Source organism: Ferrovibrio sp., from assembly GCF_025869515.1.
Classification (GTDB): Bacteria; Pseudomonadota; Alphaproteobacteria; order Ferrovibrionales; family Ferrovibrionaceae; genus Ferrovibrio.
In genome coordinates, this window is record NZ_JAOZVR010000103.1 from 23,100 (window position 1) to 41,090 (window position 17,991).

Sequence of the window (17,991 nt, forward strand, 5' to 3'; positions counted from 1 at the left end):
CTCAGTTGCCCTCGAAGACCGGTTTCTGCTTGGCGACGAAGGCATGATAGGCGCGGGCGAAATCCTGCGTCTGCATGCAGATCGCCTGCGCCTGCGCCTCGGCCTCGATGGCGGCATCCAGATCCATTGACCACTCCTGGTGCAGGCAGGTCTTGGTGATGCCATGCGCGAAGGTCGGGCCGGCCGCGATCTCGGCAGCCAGCGCCTGTGCCTCGGCCAGCACCTGTTCGGGCGCCACCAGCCGGTTGAAGAAGCCCCAGCGTTCGCCTTCCTCGGCGCTCATGCTGCGGCCGGTATAGAGCAGCTCGGCGGCGCGACCGCTGCCGATGATGCGCGGCAGGATGTTGCAGGCCCCCATATCGGCGCCGGCGAGTCCGACGCGCACGAACAGGAAGGCGGTCTTGGTGCGGGCCGTCGCAAGGCGCAGATCGGAAGCCATGGCGAGGATCGCGCCGGCGCCCGCGCAGATGCCGTCGACGGCGGCGATCACCGGCTGCGGGCAATGCTGGATGGCTTTCACCAGATCACCGGTCATGCGGGTGAAGGCAAGCAGGCCCTGCATGTCGCCGGCGTCTTTCATTTTCACCAGCGGGCCGATGATCTCATGCACATCGCCGCCGGAGCAGAAATTGCCGCCTTCGCCGGTGATCACCACGGTCTTCACATCGCTGACGGTATTGAGCGCACGGAAGGTGTCGCGCAGTTCGGCGTAGGAGTCGAAGGTCAGCGGATTCTTGCGCTCGGGCCGGTTCAGCGTGACGGTCGCCACCTTGTCATCGACCGACCAGCCGAAATGCTTCGGTTTGAAATCCTTGCCCAGCGTGCTCACACCTTGTCTCCCTCATCGGCTTCGACGGCGTTCTGGTGCACCGACTGCTTCAGTTTGCCGAGCAGCTGGAACAGCTGCTGCATCTCCTGGCGGCTCAGGCCCGCCATCATCCGGTCGATCCAGCCCTCATGCACCGGCGTCATGGTGTCGAAGGCCTTCTTGCCGGCCGGCGTCAGGCTGATATGGCTGGAACGGCGGTCGCGCTGCGACGGCGTGCGCTTGACCAGACCTTCTTCCGCCAGGCGGTCGGCCAGGCCGGTGATATTGCCGTTCGAGACCATCATGCGGGCCGACAGCTCGCTCATGGTCAGGCCGTCCGGCGCGCGATCGAGCTGGGCCAGCAGGTCGAAGCGGGGCAGGGTGGTGTCGAACTGCAGACGCAGTGCGCCGCGTACATTCTGTTCGATCAGGCTGGAGCAGGTGAGCAGCCGCAGCCACAGCCGCAGTTCCAGCTTGTCGTCGCGGTTGGCCGCAGTCTCGCGGTCATTCGCCGGTACCGGCTGACGGACTTCACTCATGGTTTGCCTTTCCCGCATCCGCTCATGGCATGACTTCTCCCCCAGCGATGGCGATGCACTGGCCGGTCACCGACGCTGCCCCGGCACCCGCCAGCCAGAGCACCGCATCGGCGACTTCCTCCGGCTGGATCAAACGGCCCTGCGGATTGCTTTTGGCCAGTTCGGCGCGCGCCGCTTCGGCACTGCGCCCGGTTTTCCTGACGATGGTCTCGATGGTTGTCGCCGTCATGTCGGTATCGACATAGCCGGGGCAGACGGCATTCACGGTGATGCCGGCCGTGGCATATTCGCGCGCCAGAGCCCGGGTCAGGCCGACCACGCCATGCTTGGCGGCCACGTAAGCCGCGACATAGGCATAGCCGGTGAGGCCGGCCGTGGAGGCAATGTTGATAATGCGGCCGGATTTGCGCGGCAGCATGCCGTCGATGGCTGCGCGTGTGACATGGAACACGCCGGACAGGTTGATGCCCAGCATCTGGTTCCAGTGTTCGGCCGTCATTTTCGCGAAGGGCTGGCTGGCGCCATAGCCGGCATTGTTGACCAGGATATCGACCGGGCCGTGGGCGGCCACGGCATGGCGCACCATTGCGGTTGCGGCCTCGGCATCGGCAAGGTCGGCGGAAAAGGCTGTGTGGTTTGAAGCGCCGGAGGTGTTCAGCGCGGCGCGGCGCTGTTCCAGCAGGGCGGCATCGCGGCCGGCGAGACTGAGCGTGGCGCCGCGCGCGGCGAATGCCTGCGCGATCGACCAGCCGATGCCGCGGCTTGCACCGGTGACCAGCACATGCTGGCCGGTGAAAGCCCGGTCGGCTGCCACAGATGCCTTGGACTGCTCGTTCACCTGCTGCTCCCCGGTTGGTGGTGTCCGGTGATATTATTTTAAGTATAAAATAAATTGGGAGCAGCGACAAGCCAGAGTCTTCACTGGTCGCGGTATCAAACACGGCCTGCTAGTACCGGGCAGGGCGAAGGCGACTTGTCCGGGCGAGTATGGTAAATAAAGTGATTACCGATTCGCTGGGGGACGTCGAGCGCAGATGAAGGTTGCAGGCTTGGGATATAACCGGTTCGCCCGGGTTCTTATGCTTGTCGCGGTGATCGGCGGTGTAGCCGGCTGTTCGTCGGTCTGGAACAGCAGTGCCAGCAAGACTGCGGATTCCAGTTCGCCCGGCAGCGGTCCGCCGACGCAGATCGCCGGCGTGGCATTGCCCGACGGCTATTCGCTGGATTCCAACCGCACCATCATCCTGGGCGAGGGCGACCGCTGGATCGGCCGGCTGTCCTACAGCATCGGCTCCTCGGCCGACCAGATGTTCGATTTCATCCGCCGCGAAATGGGCAATTACGGCTGGACCGAGGTGGCGGTGGTGCGCGCCGAAGCCAGCCAGCTCACCTTCCTGTCGAGCGGCGGCGACCGCGTGGCCTCCGTGCTGATCACGCGCTCGACGCTGTATGGCTCGAAGGTCGACATGACGGTGGCGCCGTCGACCGGCAGCACGGTAACCGCCGCGCCGCGCCAGGCCGGCGGGCGACCGCGTTAAATCCGTTTAGCTGAAGGCCTTGAAGGTGATGAGCGTGAAGGTGTCCTTCACGCCGGTGATGGTCTGCAGCTTGTTGACCACGAAATGACCGATGTCCTGCCCGTCGGGCAGATAGCATTTCATCATCAGGTCGTACTGGCCGGAAATCGAATGCACCTCGGAGACCTGTTCGACCTCCTCGACAGCCTTTACCGCCACGTCATAGGCGCGGCCCAGCTCGCATTTCACCATCACGAAAATCGTCTGCATCGCCGGCTCCGTTTCCTCGTCCTGGCGCGACTGTAATCGAAGTTCGCAGCAGGCCGCAATCTGCCCGGATCGGGCGGCAGCCGGTCAGGTCAGGATGCCCTGCGGCTCGGGCGCAGCAGGAAGTCGGGGACATGGTCGCCCATGCCAACCACCGGCGGCTCGCGATCCTCGCGATGATCGCGGCGGCCGCGATCATTGCTGCGGTCGCGATCGTTGCGGTCGCGGCGGGCTTCGCGCGGCTGTTCGGCCCGGGATTGTTCGGGACGGGGTTGCTCCGAACGGGGCTGCTCCGGGCGGGGCTGTTCGGTACGCGCCTGCTGGTCCGCCTGTGCGGGGCGGTCCTGGCGCGAGCGGTCGCGGCGCGCACGCTGGCGCGGCTTGCGCTCCTCACGGGCCACGGCCACGGTCTCAACCGGCTCGGCGGCGGGCTGCTCGACTTCAGACGCTGCGGTAATCGTTGCCGGTTCCATCGAGGCATCGCTGGCGCGCGGTTCACGGCTGCGATCACGGGCGCGGCTGCGATCGCCTGCGCGATCCCGGCCGCCGCGGCCACGGCCGCCCTTGCGATCCCGTTCGCCACGCTCGCTGCGTTCGTCGGCGGCATCGCCGGCGACATCGCTCGAGTCATGGGCAAAGCCATGCAGTTCCATCACCGGGATGTCGCGCTGGATCAGCCTGGTAATGGCGGAGAGATATTTGCCGTCCTCGCCGGCGACCAGCGTGAAGGCGCGGCCGTTCATGCCGGCGCGGCCGGTGCGGCCGATGCGGTGCACGTAGTCTTCCGGATGGGTCGGGACGTCGAAATTGAACACATGGGTCAGGCCCTGCACGTCGAGGCCGCGGGCGGCGACGTCGGAGGCAACCAGAATGCCGATCTCGCCACGCTTGAACTTTTCCAGCGTCGCGGTGCGCACCGACTGGTCCATGTCGCCATGCAGCGGCTGGGCGTCGAAGCCGTGGCGGGCCAGCGATTTCGCCAGGATATCCACGTCGCGCTTGCGATTGCAGAAGATGATGGCGTTCTTCACATCCTCGTTGCGGATCAGCGTGCGCAGCGCTTCGCGCTTCAGGCGGTGCGGCACCAGGATCTGGAACTGGGCGATGGATTCAGCCGTCGTGGCCTGACGCGCAACCTCGATTTCCTTCGGGTTGCTCAGGAATTTATCGGCCAGCTTGCGCATGTCGGCCGCCATGGTGGCCGAGAAGAACAGGGTCTGGCGCAGCGGCGGCAGCATTTTGCCGATCCGTTCGATATCGGGCATGAAGCCCATATCCAGCATGCGGTCGGCTTCGTCGATGACGAAGATCTGCACGCCGGTCAGCATGACCTTGCCGCGCTCGAAATGGTCGATCAGGCGGCCCGGCGTGGCGATCAGCACGTCGACGCCGCGATCGAGCAGCTTTTCCTGCTCGGTGTAGTTCACGCCGCCGATCAGCAGTGCCATCGAAAGCGGGGAATTCTTGCCGTATTTGTCGAAGCTCTGGGCGACCTGGTCGGCCAGTTCGCGGGTCGGTTCGAGGATAAGGGCGCGCGGCATGCGCGCACGGGCGCGGCCGCCGGCCAGGATGTCGATCAGCGGCAGGGTGAAGCCGGCGGTCTTGCCGGTGCCGGTCTGCGCCGTGCCGAGCACGTCGCGTCCCATCAGTACGATGGGGATGGCCTGAGCCTGAATCGGGGTGGGCTTGGTGTACCCGGCATCGGCGACGGCCTTGAGGACCGGCTCGCTCAAGCCCAAACTTTCAAAATCCATGGATTTCCGCGTTATTAGAACTGCCAGCGCAAGATGCACGGCGTCCGCGGGCGGACAAGACCACAGGAGTTCCCCTGAGTCAATGCCCCCTTATGCAGGTGGAAAGAGCAAAATCAATCGGTTATCGTCCTAAACTTCACCATTTTCCCCAATAGATCTTCCTGGCGGAGCACTCCCTGATGAAACTGATCGACGAGATCGTCGCCAACAAGGCACAGCTCACTGCCTGGCGTCGTGATCTGCATATGCACCCCGAAACCGCCTTCGAGGAGCATCGCACTGCCGATTTCGTGGCCAGGACGCTGGAGTCTTTCGGCATGCCGGTGCATCGCGGCCTGGCCAAGACCGGGGTGGTCGGCACGCTGAAGGCGGGCACCGGCAACCGCGCCATCGGGCTGCGCGCCGATATGGATGCGCTCGACCTGATCGAGATGAACGAGTTCGGCCACAAGTCCAGGCATGAGGGCAAGATGCATGGCTGCGGCCATGATGGCCATACCATCATGCTGCTCGGCGCTGCCCAGCATCTGGCCAAGGCGAAGAATTTCGACGGCATCGTGCATTTCATCTTCCAGCCGGCCGAGGAGAATCTCGCCGGCGGCAAGGTGATGGTGGACGAGGGCCTGTTCGAGAAGTTCCCCTGCGAGACCGTGTTCGGCATGCACAACATGCCCGGCGTCGACGTCGGACAGTTCGGCGTGCGCGTCGGCCCGATGATGGCCTCGGCCGACATGTTCTGGATCAAGGTGAAGGGCGTCGGCGCCCATGGCGCCTATCCGCATCGTGGCGTCGATCCGGTGCTGATCGCCGCCGAGATCGTGATGGCGCTGCAGCATATCGTCGGCCGCAATGTCGATCCGATGCATTCGGCGGTGGTGAGCTGCTGCCAGATCCAGGGCGGACAGACCACCAACGTGATTCCGGAAGACGTGATGATCGCCGGCACCACGCGCGCCTTCCTGCCCGAGGTGCAGGACATGATCGAGAGCCGGCTGAAACAGATCGCGACCGGCATCGCCGCCGCCCATGGCGCCAGCGCCACGGTGGACTACCAGCGCCGCTACCCGCCCACCATCAACACGGCCGATGAAACCGAGCTGGCCGCCAGGGCGGCGGCGGCGGTCGTCGGCACCGAGAACGTGCTGCGCAACCTCAATCCCAGCATGGGGGCGGAAGATTTCGCCTGGATGCTGCGCGAGAAGCCTGGCGCTTATGTCTGGGTCGGCAACGGTGCCGGCGAGAGCAGCTGCATGGTTCACAACCCGCGCTATGACTTCAACGACGACGTGCTGCCGATCGGCGCCAGTTACTGGTCGCGCCTGGTCGAGCTGGCATTGCCGGTTTCCTGAGGCGGGCGGACGCAGCATGAGCTTCAAGGTGAAGTTCTGGGGCGTCCGCGGCAGTATCGCCACGCCGTCGCCGCGCCATATCGGCTTCGGTGGCAATACCTCCTGCGTCGAACTGAAGATCGGCCACCGTGTCGTCATTCTCGATGCCGGCACCGGCATCCGCAATCTCGGCCACTGGCTGCTGCGGCGTAACGTGATGCAGGGCGACATCTTCCTGTCGCACACGCACTGGGATCACATCAACGGCTTTCCGTTTTTCTCGCCGGCCTTCAAGCCGGACCGGCATTTCACCATCCATGCCGGCCATCTCTCCGACAAAGGCGGCATCGGCAATGCCCTGCAGTCGCAGATGGCGCAGCCGTTCTTTCCGGTGCCGCTGAGCAAGATGGGCGCGCAGATCGACAGCGTCGATTTCCGCGCCGGCGACAGCTTCGATCTAGGCGACAAGATCAAGGTGCGCACCACGCCGCTGAATCATCCTGACGGCGCCACGGGTTACCGGTTCGAATATGGCGGCAAGGCCCTGTGCTATGTCACCGATACCGAGCATGTGCCGGGCAAGCCGGACCAGAATATCCTCGGGCTGATCGAGGGCGCCGATCTGGTGATCTACGACAGCACCTATACCGACAAGGAATTCGAGGATCACATCGGCTGGGGCCATTCGACCTGGCAGGAAGGGGTGCGGCTGTGCCGCGCCGCCGGGGCCAAGACGCTTGCGATTTTCCATCACGATCCCGATCATGAGGATCTGTTCATGGAGGAACTGGAAGCCGAGGCGAGACAGCTTTGGTCCGGTGCCATGGTCGCGCGTGAGAACATGCGCGTGAATCTGCTCTAGGGGAGGGGCGGGGATATGTCTCGTATTTATCTGGTACGTCATGCCAAGGCCGCGTCGCGGTTCGACGAAGATCCCGATCCCAGCCTGTCGGAAGACGGCAAGGAGGCGGCGGTCGATCTGGCGCTCGAGCTGGAAAAGCTCGGGCCGATGCCGATCTACACCTCGCCGATGGAACGGGCGCGCGAGACCGCCCTGCCGCTGGCCAACCGCTGGGGCATTGTGCCGGAGGTGAGCGCGGCCTTTTCCGAAATCCCGACGCCGCAGGAGATCGCCGAACAGGGCATCAAGGCGCGTGGGCCATGGCTGCAGCAGATCGCCAATCAGCGTATCTCCGTTCAGCCGTCGATCATCCGCGCATGGCGCGAGGGACTGATCGGCATGCTGAAATCCTGCCGCAGCGATACCGTGATCTTCACCCATTTCATGGTCATCAACGCAGCGATGAGCGCGGCGATGAACGACGACCGCATGGTGGTGATGCAGCCCGATTACTGTTCCTGCACGGTGGTCGAGACCAGCATGCGTGGCCTGGCCGTGGTGTCGCGCGGCACCGAGGCTTCGACCAAGGTCCTGTAGAACAGGCATTGGCGACACGACAGCGTATGCATAACCGCGGCATAACGTCTGTTCTGGCAGAGCCGGGCCTGAATGCCTTGGCCCGGACGGAGCGAACCGGCTAGATTGGGGTCGCAACAGTGCAGCGAAATGAGCGGCGCATGAATGTGAAACCCGAGATCAAGGCCGAGCCCGCCGCCATGCCCGACGGCTATGTGCTGGAGGATCAGGTCGGCCATCTGATCCGCCGGGCGCATCAGCGCCATACCGCGCTGTTCCTGGCCATGATCGGCGACGAACAGATCACCACCACGCAATATGCGGCGCTGGTGAAGCTGTATGAAATGGGCGAGCTGTCGCAGAACCATCTCGGCCGGCTCACCGCGATGGACCCGGCCACCATTCAGGGTGTGATCCGCCGCCTGACCCTGCGCAAGCTGATCTCGCACCGGCCGGACAAGAACGACAAGCGCCGCCGTTGCCTCAGCCTGACCGGACTGGGGCGCGACCTGGTCGGCCGTCTGCTGAGCAACGGGCCGAAAGTCAGCAAGGCCACGCTTGATCCGCTCAGCCCGGCGGAACAGCAGCAGTTCATTGCGCTGCTCAAGCGCCTGACCTGAGGGCAGGTTTCAGGTTCGGCCGCGTCAGGCCGAGGGAGTGGCTGTCGCGCGGATACGCCGGCTTGTTGCGCCGGTGCCATCGGGCAACCAGCCCGGCGGACCGAAAAGATAGCCGGTCGCCTCGCGCAGGCTCCTGGCGCGCCACAGGTCCCTGGCGATAGCAACATATTCACGGAAGACGATGACGAGCGGATTGCGGCTGCGCTCGGGTTTGACCAGCCCGTAGCGGCAGGGATCGTCCGCGCGTTCCTCGGCGAAGGTGCCGAACAGTCGGTCGAAGACGATCAGCACGCCGCCATAGTTGGTGTCGAGATAGCGCGGGTTGACCGCATGGTGGACGCGATGGTGCGACGGCGTGTTCAGCACCCATTCGAGCGGCCCGAGTTTCGGCACCAGCTCGGTGTGCAGCCAGATCTGATAGGTCAGGTTGATGGCGATCATCAGGAAGATGGCGAGCGGATGGATGCCGAGGAAGGCGAGCGGCACATAGAACAGCCAGTCGCCGCTGATCAGGCCGGTCACCGAGGTGCGGGATGTGGTCAGGATGTTGAACCAGTTGGTCGAATGATGCGTGCGGTGCGCGGCCCACATCCAGCGCACCTCATGATGCATGCGGTGCTGCCAGTAATAGGCGAATTCCACCAGCAGGAAAGCCAGCGCCCATCCCGTCGCGCTTTTCAGCGACACATGCCACAGCCGGTGGTCCCAGGCCCAGAAATAGACTGGTGCTACCAGGCCGGCAGTTGCCAGCTTGACCAGGCGTCGCCCGATCTTGATGCCGATGGAGGCGGCGACATCGGCCCAGGGATAGCCGTGCTGTCGGATCAGCCTGATCCAGACAAGTTCGATGAGGCCGAGGCCTACCAGCAGGCCGAGAGAAATTATGGAAACGAGCGACATCATGGATCCAAGGCTGCTCATGGACGTATCTCCCCCCGAAATTGCCCGTGCCGGACAGTTATTCTGACACCACGATTCTAGGCCGCCGCCGAGCGGCGTCGCGCCGCGGCGGCAACGAGTTCTGCCACAGGCGCGGAGTCCGCCAGCCTGAGCATCACCTGCGCGGCTTCCAACAGCGTCGCGCGTTCGCGTGCCGTCAGCATCCCGCTCATGGCGGCTTTGAGCCATTGCCGCCGTTCGCGCATATCGGCCAGAAAAGCACCGCGGCCTCGACGGGTCAGCGCAATCATGCGTTCGCGACGGTCATGCGCACCTGGTGTGCGCGTGATCAGGTCACTGTCTTCCAGCGCGTCGAGCAGGCGGGTGAGGGATTGCGGCTGCAGGTGCAGCTCGGCTGCGAGTTGTACCGCCGGCACCGGGCCCAGGCGATAGAGCGCGCCCAGCAGGGCAATCGCTGCGGGACTGATGGCGCCTTCCGGCCGTTCGGCCCGCAGGCGGCGGCCCAGGGAAAGCACGCCGCGCAGGATCAGGGTTGCCTCGTCATTGTCCAGATCGTTCATCGCTGTCGCCGCCAGTAAGATACGCAGTGCGTAGTTTAATAATACGCATAGCGTAGTATTATCCCGGCCTCAAGCGGAATCTGGCGGTCTGCATCGGGGTGCCACGCAAAAAGCGGCGCAGCACGGCTTGCGCTTTGTTGCTTGCGGGCGTTCGACAATTCATGCTGCACTGCCGCATTCCCGCGCAGCGCCTGCCTATATTTTGACGTTGACTCTTTGGAGGCAGCGACGCAGCATCATATGCGTACAAATGATATCGGCCTGCGGGGGTGGGCGTGGCGTTTGTATGCCGACGGGAGGCCCCAACACCGATGGCGTCGTATCTGCGTCCCACGAGTCTGGCCGAAGCGCTCGATCATCTGAGCGCCGCCAATACCAATGCCCCGGTGATTCTGGCCGGCGGCACCGATTTCTATCCGGTCCGCGTCGGGCGCGCCCTCGATGACGATATCCTCGACCTCACCGGGATCGCCGACCTGCGCGGCATCACCGCATCCGATGAGGGCTGGCGCATCGGCGCCACTACCACTTGGAGCGATGTGGCCGCCGCCGAGCTGCCGCCGCTGTTCGACGGGTTGCGGTCCGCGGCGCGCGCCATTGGCGGCGTGCAGATCCAGAATGCGGCCACCGTGGCCGGAAATCTGTGCAATGCCTCGCCGGCCGCCGACAGCGTGCCGCCGCTGCTGGCGATGCGGGCGCGGGTTGAACTCCGCGCCGCTGCCGGCAAGCGCGAACTGCCGCTGGGCGATTTCATCACCGGCAATCGCCGCACCGTGCTCAGGCCGGGCGAACTGGTCTCCGCCATCCTGGTGCCCCGGCCGAAGAAAGACGCGCAGAGCATCTTTCTCAAGCTCGGCGCCCGCGAATATCTGGTGATCTCGATTGCTATGGTGGCGGTGGTGCTGGAGGTCGAGAATAACGTGGTTTCCGCCGCCAGCGTCGCGGTCGGCGCCTGTTCGGCGGTGGCGCAACGCCTGTCGTATCTCGAATCGGAACTGATCGGCCGCCGCCTGAATGCGGCGCTGGCCAACCGCGTCGCACCGGCGCATTTCGAGGGCCTGAACCCGATCGACGACATCCGCGCCAGCGCCGGCTATCGCCGCGAAGCCGCAGCAGTACTGGTGCGCCGGGCTTTGACCATGCTCGGCAAGCAGAAGGGGAACTGAAGCCATGCGGCTGATCGTCAACGGCAAACCGCATAGCTATCACGGCTCGCCGGCCAAACGCCTGAGCGACGTGCTGCGCGACGATCTCGGACTGACCGGCACCAAGGTCGGCTGCAATGCCGGCGATTGCGGCGCCTGCACGGTGATGATCGACGGCAAGCAGGTCTGTTCCTGCCTCACCGCCGTGGGCCAGGCCGCCGGCCGGCCGATCGCCACCGTGGAAGGGCTGAAGGCACATGGCGCGCTGTCGCGCCTGCAGCGGGCTTTCCTCAAGCATGGCGCAGCGCAATGCGGCATCTGCACACCGGGCATGCTGATGGCGGCCACCGATCTGCTGGCCGAAGTGTCCAAACCCGATGAGCAGCAGGTGATGGATGCCATCGGCGGCGTGCTGTGCCGCTGCACCGGGTATCGCAAGATCGTCGAAGCCGTGCTGGATGCCACCCGGACGCCGGATATGCCGGAGGTGCCGCCGGTCGGCACTGCCGTCGGTGCGCGCAGCCTGAAAGTCGATGGGGTGCAGAAGGTGGAGGGCACCGAGAAATACGGCGCCGATTACATCCCGCATGAGGCGCTGTGGCTGCGCGCCATCCGCAGTCCGCATGCCCGCGCCAGCTTCACGCTCGGCGATTTCTCCGAGGTGATGCGCAAATACGGCCTGGAGCGCGTGTTCACCGCCGCTGACGTGCCGCGCAACGGCTTTGCGATTTTCGAGACCAAGGACCAGCCGGTGCTGGCTGACGGGCTGGTGCGCTATCGCGGCGAGGCCGTGGTGGCGCTGGTCGGCCCGCGTGAGGCGGTCGAGGCCGTGAAACCCGACGAGCTGCCGATCCATTACGTGCCGGAAGAACCGGTCAGCGGCGTGATCGCTGCCGCCGCGCCGGGCGCCAGGCTGGTGCAGGCCGACAAGCCGGAGAATGTGCTGATCCGCGGCAATGTCACCAAGGGCGACGTGGCGAAGGGATTTGCCGAAGCCGCCGCCACGGCGGAAGGTCTGTTCCAGACCAGTTTCGTCGAACATGCCTATATCGAGCCGGAAGCCGGCTGGGCGGTGCGCATCGGCGACCGTATCGAAATCCATGCCTCGACCCAGGCGCCCTATATGGATCGCGACGAGGTGGCGAGCGTCATGCAGCTGCCGCCCGACCGCGTGCGCATCGTGCCGACCGCCTGCGGCGGCGGCTTCGGCGGCAAGCTGGATGTCTCGGTGCAGCCGCTGATCGCGCTGGCGGCCTGGACGCTGGGTAAGCCCGTCGCCTGCGTCTATACGCGGCCGGAAAGCATGGCCTCCAGCACCAAGCGGCATCCGGCGCGCATCACGGCGAAATTCGCCGCAGCGAAAGATGGCCGCCTTGTCGCCGTCGAAACGGCAGCCGATTTCGATACCGGTGCCTATGCCAGCTGGGGCCCGACCGTGGCCAACCGCGTGCCGGTGCATGCCAGCGGTCCCTATCATGTGCCGCATGTGAAGAACCGCAGCCGCGCGCTGTTCACCAATGCGCCGCCCTCGGGCGCCTTCCGCGGCTTCGGTGTGCCGCAGGCCGCCATCGCGCATGAGACCCTGATGGATGACCTGGCTGCCCGGCTCGGCATCGACCGGCTGGAGATGCGCTACATCAACGCGATCCGCGCCGGCGACCTGACCGCCACCAGCCAGAGGCTGGAACATTCCGCCGGCCTGGCCGACTGCATCGCGGCGCTCCGCCCGCACTGGCAGGCGCTGGGCGCCGATGTGGAGGCTTTCAATGCCCGCCGCAAGACCGTGCGTCGCGGCATCGGCATCGGCTGCATGTGGTACGGGCTGGGCAATACCTCGATCTCCAACCCTTCCACCATGCGCATTGCGCTGCGCGCCGACGGCCGCGTGTTCTACTACAACGGCGCCGTCGATATCGGGCAGGGCTCGAACACCATTTTCGTGCAGATTGTGGCCGATGCGCTCGGCGTCGGCATGGACCGCATCGACTATGTGATGGGCGATACCGACCGCACCCAGGATGCCGGCAAGACCTCGGCCTCGCGCCAGACTTTCGTGTCGGGCAAGGCCACCGAGATCGCGGCGCGTGATCTGCGGGCGCAGATTCTGCGGCTGGCCAATGCCGGCGACGGCGCGAAACTCAACTTTGATGGTGCCGTCCTGACGGTGGAAGACAGTGGCGTCGTGCGCCGGCTCGATCTTGCCACGCTGCCCCGGCTGAATGCCGATGGCGATGTGCTGCTGGGTGAAGGCCGCTTCGATCCGCCGACCACCATGCTGGATGCGGATGGCCAGGGCGTGCCCTACGCCACCTACGGCTTTGCCGCCCAGATGGCATTGGTCGAAGTCGATACGGAGCTTGGGAAAGTCAAGGTGAAGAAGATCATCGCCGCCCATGACGTGGGCAAGGCGGTGAATCCCACCCAGGTGGAAGGCCAGATTCATGGCGGCATCGCGCAGGGGCTGGGCCTCGCGCTGATGGAGGAATACCTGCCGGGCCGCACCGAGAACCTGCATGACTACCTGATCCCGACCGTGGGCGATGTGCCCGAGATCGACGTGATCATGATCGAGGATGCCGAGCCGCTGGGCCCGTTCGGCGCCAAGGGCGTCGGCGAGCCCGGTCTGGTGCCGACCGCACCGGCCATCCTCGGCGCCATTCGCCATGCCACCGGCGTGCGCGTCACCGAAGTGCCGGTGTTGCCGCATCGCCTGCATGCGGCGCTCAAAGATCTGCCGCTGGCAGCCGAATAGGACAGGGGAGGCACGCATGAGCCAGGCCGTCGCCACATCTGCACCGTCGCCCAAGGACGAGGTCGTCCGCTGCGATGCCTGCCCGGTGCTCTGCCGCATCCGGCCCGGCAAGGCCGGTGCCTGCGACCGCTATGCCAATGTCGAGGGCGTGCTGACCCGCGTCGATCCGCTGGTGATCACCGAACGCGCGGCTTCGGCCGGCACCGTGGTGCCATTCCTCTCGGGCAGCGAAGGCTGGAATGGCAGCGTTGCCGCGCCGCCGCCGGCAGCACTCGCCGCGGCCACCTTCGTCACCGGCGTCGGTGCCGGCACCACCTATCCCGATTACAAACCGGCGCCTTTCATCGTGTCGTCGCAGCATGACGGCGTCGACATGGTCACCGTGGTGACCGAAGGCATCTTCAGCTATTGCGGCGTGAAGGTGAAGATCGACACCGACCGCTATCTCGGCCCCGAACAGGCTGCGGTGCGCGTGAACGGCGAGGCCATCGGCCATGTCACCACCACGGAATACGGTTCGCAGATGCTGTCGCTCGGCGGCGTGCATCACCTGACCGGCGGCAGCAAGAAGGAAGGCACCGTCACCTGCGATGCCCTGCTGGCTTTGTGCAACAAGCAGGCCGTTACCCTGCAGATCGATGGCGGCGCCGAACTGGTCGTGCAGGCCGGCCAGCCGCCGGTGGTCAACGGCAAGCCGGAAGCGCGCATGCGCGTCGGCTGCGGCTCGGCCACCATCGGCATTTTCGCCAAGCAGTGGCTCGGCCATGCCGACGAGGTGATCGTGGTCGATGACCACATCACCGGCGTGCTGACCGAACACCAGGCCGGACGTTTCCTCGACATGCCGCTGTCCGGCATCCGCGTGCGCGGCCGCAAATCCACGCCCGGCCGCTATTTCCAGGTCGCCGAGCCGGGGCTGGGCTGGGGCGGCACCAATGTGTCCGATCCGCTCGACATCATCGAAAGCATCGATCCGAAGACGGCCTGGCCAGGCATGAAGCTGCTGATGGTTTCCACCACCGGCGAGCACAGCGCCTGGTATGTGCTGGATGATGCGCTGAAGCCGCAGCCGGCTGCGATGCCGGCGCCGATCACCAAGGTGGTCGACCGCATTGCCGAGAATTGCGAGCCTTCGCTCTGCACCGTGCTGTTCATGGCCGGTGCCGGCGGCAGTCTGCGCGCCGGCGTGACTGAAAACCCGGTGCGGCTGACGCTGTCGGTGAAGGATCGCCTGACCCGCGTCACCTCCGGCGGCGCACCGGTCTATGTCTGGCCCGGCGGCGGCATCACCTACATGGTGGATGTGGCGCGCATGCCGGACAATTCCTTCGGTTATGTGCCGACGCCGGCGCTGGTGGCGCCGATCGAATTCACCATGAGCCGCGACGACTATGCCGCGCTCGGCGGCCATATGGACTACGTGGTGCAGCTCGATGACGTGCTGCAGGCCGGACGCCTGAGCAGGCAGGCCTGGCGCAACGATAATCCCTGGCCGATCAGCCGTCCCACCGCCGAGGAACAGCCGTGAGCGGCCCATCTTCGTCCACTGGACCCACCGCCGCCTGGCTGGTCGGTCGCGATGGGATATCGCGCCGGCTGCATCTGCAGCATGGCCCGATCGACCTGGTGATCGAGGCTTTCGGCACCCAGCCGGATGTCGCGCGCGCTTATGACCAGGCCGTGGCGCGTTTCCAGGATATCCTGGAAACGCTGGCGGGCGAGCTGGATGACCTGCGCCGACCGCTCGGGCCGGCGCATCCGTTGTTCCGCGGCCCGGTGGCGCGCCGCATGGCGGCGGCCTGCTGGCCATATCGTACGGTCTTCATCACGCCGATGGCCGCCGTGGCCGGTGCCGTGGCCGACGAAGTGCTGGCGGCGATGCTGGCCGGCGTGCAACTGGCCAAAGCCTATGTCAACAATGGCGGCGATATCGCTTTCCATCTGTCCGGCCAGGAAACCCTGCGTGCTGCCGTGGTGTGCAATCCCGACCTGCCGCATCTCGATGCCATTGCCACCTTGAACGCCGCGCAGCCGTCGTGCGGAATCGCTACCTCCGGTTGGCGCGGCCGTTCGTTTTCCCTCGGCATCGCCGATGCCGTCACCGTGCTGGCCGAAACCGCCGCGCAGGCCGATGCGGCCGCCACCATCATCGCCAATGCGGTGACGGTGGAGCATGAGATGATTCGCCGCCAGCCGGCACACTCTCTGCGGGACGACAGCGATCTCGGCGCGCTGCCGGTCACGGTATCCGTAGGTACACTGCCGATTTTCGCGATCAACGAAGCCTTGTCGGCGGGTGCGGCGCGCGCGCAAGATTTGCGCCGCAGCGGCCTGATTCAGGCCGCGTTTTTGTCGCTGCAGGGCGAGACCAGAACCGTCGGCGGCGAGGTGCTGCTGGCATCGGCACAGCAAGCGCCGCAAGACATGAAAGTATCGGGGTAGGGGAAATGAGTCTGGTCGACGTGCGCAAGATCGTCTGCATCACCGAAGATACATTCCATGACGGTGGGCCGAAGGCAGCAAAGCCGCCGCGCAAGGGCGTGATCGGCGCTTTCGTGAAGAATCCTTACGCTGGCCGCTATGTCGAAGACATCACGCCGATGATGGACGCGCTCAAGCCGCTCGGTCTCGACCTCACCAGGCGCCTGGTCGCCGCACTCGGCAACGATCCCAAGGTGATCGAGGCCTATGGCAAGGGCGCCCTGATCGGCGCTGGCGGCGAGCTGGAGCATGGCGCGCTGTGGCATGTGCCCGGCGGCTATTCGATGCGCGAAATCCTCGGCAATGCCAGGGCCATCGTGCCCTCGGCCACCAAGGTGGGCGGCCCGGGTGCGCGGATCGACATTCCGCTGCATCATGTGAATGCCGCCTATGTGCGCAGCCATTTCGATGCCATCGAATTCGGCGTGGCCGACGGGCCGCGCGACAACGAGATCGCCTTCATCCTGGCGATGAGCACCGGCGGGCGCGTGCATGCCCGGGTCGGCGGCCTGCAGGTCCATGAGATCAAGGGCGAGGATGGGCAGCGATAATTGCGTCAGAAGAAAAGTTTAGCGTTCGCGTATTCGGGAATCATGGGATCAACAGGAGGCAGAAAATGGATCGTAGAAGCTGGTTGAAACTGAGTGCCGCATTCGGTGCGGCGATGATCGGTCTGACATCCGGCGCGCAGGCGCAGGACACCATCAAAGTCGGCGAGATGAATTCCTACAAGAATTTCGCCGCCTTCCTCGAGCCCTACAAGAAGGGCTGGGAATTAGCGGTGGAACAGATCAATGCCAGCGGCGGTCTGCTGGGCAAGAAGCTGGAAATCGTCAGCCGCGACGATAACGGCACGCCCGGCGATGCCGTGCGTATCGCCGAGGAGCTGGTGACGCGCGAGAAGGTGTCATTCCTGATCGGCACTTTCCCCTCGCATGTCGGTCTGGCGGTTGCCAGCTTCGCCAAGGAGAAGAAGACGCTGTTCATCGCGGCCGAGCCGCTGACCGACAAGATCGTCTGGGACCAGGGCAACAAGTACACATTCCGCCTGCGCGCCTCGACTTACATGCAGACGGCGATGCTGGTGCCGGAAGCGGCCAAGCTGAAGAAAAAGCGCTGGGCCATCGTTTACCCGAACTATGAATACGGTCAGTCGGCCACGGCAGCCTTCAAGCAGCTGATGAAGGCGGCACAGCCCGATGTCGAATTCGTCATCGAGCAGGCGCCGCCGCTGGGCAAGATCGAAGCTGGTGCGGTGGCTGATGCCATTGCCGCCGCCAAGCCGGATGCGATCTTCTCGTCGCTGTTCGGCGCCGATCTCGCCAAGTTCGTGCGCGAAGGCCAGACCCGCGATCTGTTCAAGAATGTCGCGGTGTTCAACCTGCTCGCCGGCGAACCGGAATATCTCGATCCGCTGAAGGACGAAGCGCCGGTCGGCTGGTGGGTCACCGGCTATCCCTGGTATGCCATCAACACGCCGGAGCATAAGGCGTTTGCCGATGCCTACCAGAAGAAGTTCAACGACTATCCGCGTCTGGGTTCGATCGTCGGCTATGCCACCGTGCAGTCTGCTGCGGCCGTGATCAAGAAGGCTGGCACGCTCGACACCGAGAAGCTGGTGGCGGCGATGAAGGGCCTGACCCACAGCACCCCACTCGGCAACATCACCTATCGTCCCCAGGACCATCAGTCCACGATGGGTGCCTATGTCGGCAAGATCGGGCTGAAGGACGGCAAGGGCGTCATGACCGACTGGTACTACGCCGATGGCGCCAAGTTCCTGCCGTCGGATGCCGATGTCGCCAAGATGCGTCCGGCCGACTGAGCCTGCCGCGACTGTGCCCTCCCGCATGAATGGCGGGAGGGCATCTTTCTCTCCTGAATTTCTCTTTCCTTATTGCTT

General features: G+C 65.0%; 18 protein-coding genes. 11 read left to right on the top strand and 7 right to left on the bottom strand.

The window, feature by feature from the left end:
- Window position 1 precedes the first annotated feature (1 nt).
- From OJJ21_RS18045 to OJJ21_RS18055, 3 genes are read right to left on the bottom strand one after another with little or no spacing between them, the layout of a single operon-like run.
- A complete protein-coding gene (locus tag OJJ21_RS18045) occupies window positions 2–829 on the bottom strand; it encodes an enoyl-CoA hydratase family protein (protein ID WP_297688388.1) in 828 nt (275 codons plus the stop codon).
- On the bottom strand, window positions 826–1,347 hold the full coding sequence (locus tag OJJ21_RS18050) for a MarR family transcriptional regulator (RefSeq protein WP_297688390.1): 522 nt from the start codon (window positions 1,345–1,347) through the stop codon (window positions 826–828). The genes OJJ21_RS18045 and OJJ21_RS18050 overlap by 4 nt, the downstream gene beginning before the upstream one ends.
- A 22-nt stretch (window positions 1,348–1,369) precedes the next feature.
- The gene (locus OJJ21_RS18055; RefSeq protein ID WP_297688392.1) at window positions 1,370–2,185 is read right to left on the bottom strand and encodes an SDR family NAD(P)-dependent oxidoreductase; all 816 of its coding nucleotides are present in this window, start codon (window positions 2,183–2,185) and stop codon (window positions 1,370–1,372) included.
- Between the two features lie 241 nt (window positions 2,186–2,426).
- On the opposite strand from OJJ21_RS18055, the gene OJJ21_RS18060 reads away from it, so the two are divergent.
- Window positions 2,427–2,885: a hypothetical protein gene (locus OJJ21_RS18060; RefSeq protein ID WP_297688394.1), complete on the top strand. Its 459-nt coding sequence runs from the start codon at window positions 2,427–2,429 to the stop codon at window positions 2,883–2,885.
- 6 nt (window positions 2,886–2,891) lie between these two features.
- Here OJJ21_RS18060 and OJJ21_RS18065 read toward each other — a convergent pair whose 3' ends face one another.
- The gene (locus tag OJJ21_RS18065) at window positions 2,892–3,134 is read right to left on the bottom strand and encodes an Lrp/AsnC ligand binding domain-containing protein (RefSeq protein WP_297688396.1); all 243 of its coding nucleotides are present in this window, start codon (window positions 3,132–3,134) and stop codon (window positions 2,892–2,894) included.
- Window positions 3,135–3,223: 89 nt separating this feature from the next.
- Window positions 3,224–4,864: a DEAD/DEAH box helicase gene (locus OJJ21_RS18070; protein ID WP_366093284.1), complete on the bottom strand. Its 1,641-nt coding sequence runs from the start codon at window positions 4,862–4,864 to the stop codon at window positions 3,224–3,226.
- 200 nt (window positions 4,865–5,064) lie between these two features.
- Here OJJ21_RS18070 and OJJ21_RS18075 point away from each other — a divergent pair, with 200 nt between their 5' ends.
- The 4 genes from OJJ21_RS18075 (at window position 5,065) to OJJ21_RS18090 (ending at window position 8,250) form a co-directional block, all read left to right on the top strand.
- On the top strand, window positions 5,065–6,234 hold the full coding sequence (locus OJJ21_RS18075) for a M20 aminoacylase family protein (protein WP_297688399.1): 1,170 nt from the start codon (window positions 5,065–5,067) through the stop codon (window positions 6,232–6,234).
- A 16-nt stretch (window positions 6,235–6,250) separates the two neighbouring features.
- The gene (locus OJJ21_RS18080; protein ID WP_297688401.1) at window positions 6,251–7,075 is read left to right on the top strand and encodes an MBL fold metallo-hydrolase; all 825 of its coding nucleotides are present in this window, start codon (window positions 6,251–6,253) and stop codon (window positions 7,073–7,075) included.
- A gap of 15 nt (window positions 7,076–7,090) precedes the next feature.
- Entirely contained in the window at window positions 7,091–7,651 is a 561-nt protein-coding gene (locus tag OJJ21_RS18085; protein WP_297688403.1) for a histidine phosphatase family protein, read from the top strand.
- 140 nt (window positions 7,652–7,791) lie between these two features.
- Window positions 7,792–8,250: a MarR family winged helix-turn-helix transcriptional regulator gene (locus OJJ21_RS18090; protein ID WP_297688405.1), complete on the top strand. Its 459-nt coding sequence runs from the start codon at window positions 7,792–7,794 to the stop codon at window positions 8,248–8,250.
- Window positions 8,251–8,274: 24 nt separating this feature from the next.
- Here OJJ21_RS18090 and OJJ21_RS18095 read toward each other — a convergent pair whose 3' ends face one another.
- The gene (locus OJJ21_RS18095; protein ID WP_297688407.1) at window positions 8,275–9,171 is read right to left on the bottom strand and encodes a sterol desaturase family protein; all 897 of its coding nucleotides are present in this window, start codon (window positions 9,169–9,171) and stop codon (window positions 8,275–8,277) included.
- Window positions 9,172–9,227: 56 nt separating this feature from the next.
- Window positions 9,228–9,710 (bottom strand): MarR family transcriptional regulator, encoded by a 483-nt coding sequence (locus OJJ21_RS18100; RefSeq protein ID WP_297688409.1) that lies wholly within the window; start codon window positions 9,708–9,710, stop codon window positions 9,228–9,230.
- Between the two features lie 311 nt (window positions 9,711–10,021).
- Here OJJ21_RS18100 and OJJ21_RS18105 point away from each other — a divergent pair, with 311 nt between their 5' ends.
- From OJJ21_RS18105 to OJJ21_RS18130, 6 genes are all read left to right on the top strand, one after another.
- Window positions 10,022–10,876: a xanthine dehydrogenase family protein subunit M gene (locus tag OJJ21_RS18105; RefSeq protein ID WP_297688410.1), complete on the top strand. Its 855-nt coding sequence runs from the start codon at window positions 10,022–10,024 to the stop codon at window positions 10,874–10,876.
- Between the two features lie 4 nt (window positions 10,877–10,880).
- Window positions 10,881–13,607 (top strand): molybdopterin cofactor-binding domain-containing protein, encoded by a 2,727-nt coding sequence (locus tag OJJ21_RS18110; protein ID WP_297688412.1) that lies wholly within the window; start codon window positions 10,881–10,883, stop codon window positions 13,605–13,607.
- Window positions 13,608–13,623: 16 nt separating this feature from the next.
- A complete protein-coding gene (locus tag OJJ21_RS18115; RefSeq protein WP_297688414.1) occupies window positions 13,624–15,135 on the top strand; it encodes a 6-hydroxynicotinate reductase in 1,512 nt (503 codons plus the stop codon).
- Window positions 15,132–16,049 carry a UPF0280 family protein gene (locus tag OJJ21_RS18120; protein WP_297688416.1) on the top strand — a complete coding sequence of 306 codons (918 nt, stop codon included), beginning with the start codon at window positions 15,132–15,134 and terminating at the stop codon, window positions 16,047–16,049. Before OJJ21_RS18115 ends, OJJ21_RS18120 begins: the two co-directional genes overlap by 4 nt.
- Window positions 16,050–16,054: 5 nt before the next feature.
- Window positions 16,055–16,639: an amino acid synthesis family protein gene (locus tag OJJ21_RS18125; protein ID WP_297688418.1), complete on the top strand. Its 585-nt coding sequence runs from the start codon at window positions 16,055–16,057 to the stop codon at window positions 16,637–16,639.
- 65 nt (window positions 16,640–16,704) lie between these two features.
- Complete coding sequence (locus OJJ21_RS18130) at window positions 16,705–17,913, top strand: ABC transporter substrate-binding protein (protein WP_297688420.1); 1,209 nt, start codon at window positions 16,705–16,707, stop codon at window positions 17,911–17,913.
- Window positions 17,914–17,991: the final 78 nt, after the last annotated feature.

What these genes read in the sequence shown, in the direction of transcription:
- OJJ21_RS18050 (WP_297688390.1), bottom strand. Translation starts at nt 1,347, where the DNA reads ATGAGTGAAGTCCGTCAGCCGGTACCGGCGAATGACCGCGAGACTGCG.
- OJJ21_RS18060 (WP_297688394.1), top strand. Translation starts at nt 2,427, where the DNA reads ATGCTTGTCGCGGTGATCGGCGGTGTAGCCGGCTGTTCGTCGGTCTGG.
- OJJ21_RS18065 (WP_297688396.1), bottom strand. Translation starts at nt 3,134, where the DNA reads ATGCAGACGATTTTCGTGATGGTGAAATGCGAGCTGGGCCGCGCCTAT.
- OJJ21_RS18075 (WP_297688399.1), top strand. Translation starts at nt 5,065, where the DNA reads ATGAAACTGATCGACGAGATCGTCGCCAACAAGGCACAGCTCACTGCC.
- OJJ21_RS18080 (WP_297688401.1), top strand. Translation starts at nt 6,251, where the DNA reads ATGAGCTTCAAGGTGAAGTTCTGGGGCGTCCGCGGCAGTATCGCCACG.
- OJJ21_RS18085 (WP_297688403.1), top strand. Translation starts at nt 7,091, where the DNA reads ATGTCTCGTATTTATCTGGTACGTCATGCCAAGGCCGCGTCGCGGTTC.
- OJJ21_RS18090 (WP_297688405.1), top strand. Translation starts at nt 7,792, where the DNA reads ATGAATGTGAAACCCGAGATCAAGGCCGAGCCCGCCGCCATGCCCGAC.
- OJJ21_RS18095 (WP_297688407.1), bottom strand. Translation starts at nt 9,171, where the DNA reads ATGAGCAGCCTTGGATCCATGATGTCGCTCGTTTCCATAATTTCTCTC.
- OJJ21_RS18100 (WP_297688409.1), bottom strand. Translation starts at nt 9,710, where the DNA reads ATGAACGATCTGGACAATGACGAGGCAACCCTGATCCTGCGCGGCGTG.
- OJJ21_RS18105 (WP_297688410.1), top strand. Translation starts at nt 10,022, where the DNA reads ATGGCGTCGTATCTGCGTCCCACGAGTCTGGCCGAAGCGCTCGATCAT.
- OJJ21_RS18110 (WP_297688412.1), top strand. Translation starts at nt 10,881, where the DNA reads ATGCGGCTGATCGTCAACGGCAAACCGCATAGCTATCACGGCTCGCCG.
- OJJ21_RS18115 (WP_297688414.1), top strand. Translation starts at nt 13,624, where the DNA reads ATGAGCCAGGCCGTCGCCACATCTGCACCGTCGCCCAAGGACGAGGTC.
- OJJ21_RS18125 (WP_297688418.1), top strand. Translation starts at nt 16,055, where the DNA reads ATGAGTCTGGTCGACGTGCGCAAGATCGTCTGCATCACCGAAGATACA.
- OJJ21_RS18130 (WP_297688420.1), top strand. Translation starts at nt 16,705, where the DNA reads ATGGATCGTAGAAGCTGGTTGAAACTGAGTGCCGCATTCGGTGCGGCG.